The 3,298-nt window shown below is 52.8% G+C and carries 4 protein-coding genes and 1 pseudogene; 1 reads left to right on the top strand and 4 read right to left on the bottom strand.

Features of this window, described 5'->3' with window-relative positions:
* Positions 1–180 (top strand): annotated as a pseudogene (locus BLV85_RS14435) (LysR family transcriptional regulator); the annotation flags it as partial.
* A 115-nt stretch (positions 181–295) separates the two neighbouring features.
* On the opposite strand, the gene BLV85_RS14440 reads toward BLV85_RS14435, so the two are convergent.
* From BLV85_RS14440 to BLV85_RS14455, 4 genes are all read right to left on the bottom strand, one after another.
* The gene (locus tag BLV85_RS14440) at positions 296–1,069 is read right to left on the bottom strand and encodes a DUF5995 family protein (RefSeq protein ID WP_176974064.1); all 774 of its coding nucleotides are present in this window, start codon (positions 1,067–1,069) and stop codon (positions 296–298) included.
* Between the two features lie 504 nt (positions 1,070–1,573).
* Entirely contained in the window at positions 1,574–2,590 is a 1,017-nt protein-coding gene (locus BLV85_RS14445) for a class 1 fructose-bisphosphatase (RefSeq protein ID WP_090415920.1), read from the bottom strand.
* Between the two features lie 167 nt (positions 2,591–2,757).
* Positions 2,758–3,045 carry a hypothetical protein gene (locus BLV85_RS14450; protein WP_090415921.1) on the bottom strand — a complete coding sequence of 96 codons (288 nt, stop codon included), beginning with the start codon at positions 3,043–3,045 and terminating at the stop codon, positions 2,758–2,760.
* 103 nt (positions 3,046–3,148) lie between these two features.
* Positions 3,149–3,298, bottom strand: a 150-nt coding sequence (locus BLV85_RS14455) for a transposase (RefSeq protein WP_176973882.1), incomplete at its 5' end; no start/stop codon positions are given.

The raw sequence follows: 3,298 nt of genomic DNA on the forward strand, positions 1-3,298 counted from the left end.
CGGCACGCGCTCGCACTGGAAGAACCGATGAGCCGGTTTGCCATTCTGGATGTGGTGGGATTTCCGATCAAGCGGTACTGGTATGTGGCCTACCCGTCAGGCAAGCAACTCTCAATCGTCGCGCAAACTTTCCTGGAATTTTTAGGTAAGGCCAGGGAGTCTCTGCCCCCTCTGGCATGACACCATGCAGCACTCCACCCTTCCCGTCGATTGCATACGACGAAATAGTTGCATATGGGTGGGATACAATTTGCCAGTCAGCACTGGCAAAAGGAATTTTCAGTCAGTTGATCGATCACTCCAGTATCTCGATACGCTGGCGGGTTGTGCCCCGCTCGCCCAGGCGGACGATTTTATTGACCAAGGCTCCCACCCAGCCGGGGTGGGAAATGACGCGGGAAAATGCTGCGATCGCTTCATCCTTGTTCCCGATTGCCTGCTGGCGTTGCGCTGCAGGCAGGGGTGACAAGGTCTCGGCGAACGACCAGGCGGCATCACGCGCTTTTTCCATGCTGAAATTGATGATGGCTGTCTGTACATTGCCCAGATAACGGCTCATGAGCCCCAGCAATGGCCAGATCTGGGCCAATTCATCCTGCACATCCCCCACCAGGCTGGCCAGGACCTGATTGATTTTATCGAAATCACCTTTCAAGCCGGACAGTTCCTCGGCGGGCACCGTTTCCGCTGCGGCGATACCAAGATCGAGATTGATGTGGGCGTTCATGCCCAGCAGCAAATGCTGTAAAACAATCGGCCACCAGCGTTCGGTCTGGTCGAACGCACATATCCAGGACCGGTTTGGCGATTGTCCTGTCTGATACTGGTAGCAGGCATGGATATAGCGATTGGCGAAAATCACATCCAGCCGTTCCATGCGCGGGCCATCGTCAAAAAAGTTCTGCTCGATCCCTTTCTTGACCTGAATGGTGACTTTCCGGTAGAGCGCGGCAAAATAGCCGATCCGGGAGTTGTTCTGCTTTGACCAGTCGACAATTGCTGTCAGCTGCTGGATGACATCATCGATTGTTTCTGCCGGGGTTGCGATTGAAGCTGGAAAATCGGACATATCCTCTCCCTGTTAGTCTGGTCGAAGCGGCCATATTAAGATGACATCCGGTTAATTGATCTCATTAATATCGCGGCTTTACCGCTTTTTATTGGGGTTTAGACATGCATGAATTTTGACGGGGTGCTGCAGTCTGCGGAAAAGCTAGCGGACTCCGTCGGCGTGAGGGAGCCATGCAAGGAACACGGCTCGCCGGAAGTTACCGTCACGGCAGCTTGTGATGCGGCTCTCTGTGCGTGCGGTCGGCATCGCACTGGTTGCCCGCTCGCCTGCTAGGAGGCTGTCCGAGAATAGCGATCGTAGCGAGGGCGAAGCTGGCTGAGCGGGATTTTTCGATCATTTGAGGCGAATAGTGGTTCTATTCAACGAAAAGGATCGAAAAATCCGGCCAGCCAGCTTCGTCCGCAGTAGATCAGTCTATTCTCGGACAGCCTCCTAGTATTCGCCGTGACGGCGTAGCTGTTATGCCTGAAGCATTACTGAAAATGGTTCAGGCATGTTATGTCATTCGGCCTTGGGTGCGCTATGGTAGCCAACCACGACATCGACCTCGTTCTTCGAACCGAGAATCACGGGCACACGTTGATGCAGATCGGTCGGTTCGACATCAAGAATACGCTCGTAGCCGGTCGATGCCTTGCCGCCCGCCTGCTCGACAATGAAACTCATCGGGTTGGCTTCGTACATCAGGCGCAGCTTGCCAGCCTTGCTGGGGTCTCGGGTATCACGCGGATACATGAAAATCCCGCCGCGTGTGAGAATCCGGTGGACTTCCGCCACCATCGAGGCGATCCAGCGCATGTTGAAGTCACGCTCGCGCGGACCGGTCTTGCCTTCCAGGCATTCCGCCACATACCGCTGCACGGGCGCTTCCCAGAAGCGTTGGTTGGAAGCGTTGATGGCGAATTCCTTGGTATCGGCGGGAATCCTCATATCCTCATGGGTGAGAATGAATTCACCGATATCGCGGTCCAGCGTGAAGCCATTCACGCCATGGCCAGTCGTCAGCACCAGCATGGTGGAAGAACCATACAGGGCATAACCCGCACAGACTTGTTTCACACCGGGTTGCAGAAAGTCTTCTTTAGCCGCGGCACGATTGGGCACCGGCGCACGCAGGATGGAGAAAATGGTACCGACGGAAATATTGATATCGACATTGCTGGAACCATCCAGTGGATCGAACACCAGCAGATATTTGCCCAGCGGATATTTGGTCGGGATCGAATAGACGTTGTCCATTTCCTCCGACGCCATGCCTGCCAGGTGGCCCGCCCATTCGTTGTTACGAATCATGATGTCATTGGTGATCACGTCCAGCTTTTTCTGTGTTTCACCTTGTACATTCTCAGTGTCCAGCGAACCCATGACGCCGATCAAAGCGCCTTTGTTGACCGCATTGGAAATCGTCTTGATGGCGGTTACGACATCGTTCAATAATGCGGTGAAATCGCCGGTGGCCCCGGCGATGTGGCGCTGTTCTTCAATGATAAATTGGGTAAGGGTGGTGCCGCTATGCATTCAGCTTCCTCTTGCTTATATAAAAAAGCAGGGATTATACCGTTTTGGCGCTGGACATGCACGAGACGAGTGCTGGCACAACCATACAACCCTCTGTTATTCCATGCAAATAATGGCGTATATGCCGAACAGACAGGATGGGATGAATTGCCTGGCAACGAAAGCATTCAACTTTCGATCACGATCTTGCCGTCAAGCCGTGGCTGTATCTCGAACCTGCTCATGGCGATAGGGTTGAAACCATGATAGAGCGTCATCGTGCCCTCCCCATCCCATTCCAAATAATTATATTGGTGGATAAGGCCCAGCCAGCTTACCCGGTGCCGGATATGGCAGGAAGATGGTTGGTGATGGAAGCGCAGGCGGACAATCTGGCTCCAGGCACTTATCATGTAATGCACATCGTTCCATATATCAGCGCTGATATCGCGCACTTGCTCTGCGGTACTTGGCATTGCAACCTCCTTTTCAACTGATTGCTACAACTAAACAACCACCAGCTAAAGCTGGTGGGTTAGTGACAATGACTAAAGTCAGGATACGGGTCTTAAGACCCGTTTAGCTTTCGGTTCTGAAATTATCATCACCTTTAGGTTCAAAATGATGCTCCAAATAGTTTTGAATCATTTCTTCTGTCAGTTCTCCTGATGTTACACAAAAGTATCCTCGCGCCCAAAAATGGCGCCCCCAGTAGCGTTTTTTTAAGTC

The sequence above is a fragment of the Nitrosomonas halophila genome (genome assembly GCF_900107165.1).
Taxonomy (GTDB): Bacteria; Pseudomonadota; Gammaproteobacteria; order Burkholderiales; family Nitrosomonadaceae; genus Nitrosomonas; species Nitrosomonas halophila.

Coding starts and splice junctions, on each gene's coding strand:
- BLV85_RS14440 (WP_176974064.1), bottom strand. CDS start 1,069: ATGTCCGATTTTCCAGCTTCAATCGCAACCCCGGCAGAAACAATCGAT.
- BLV85_RS14445 (WP_090415920.1), bottom strand. CDS start 2,590: ATGCATAGCGGCACCACCCTTACCCAATTTATCATTGAAGAACAGCGC.
- BLV85_RS14450 (WP_090415921.1), bottom strand. CDS start 3,045: ATGCCAAGTACCGCAGAGCAAGTGCGCGATATCAGCGCTGATATATGG.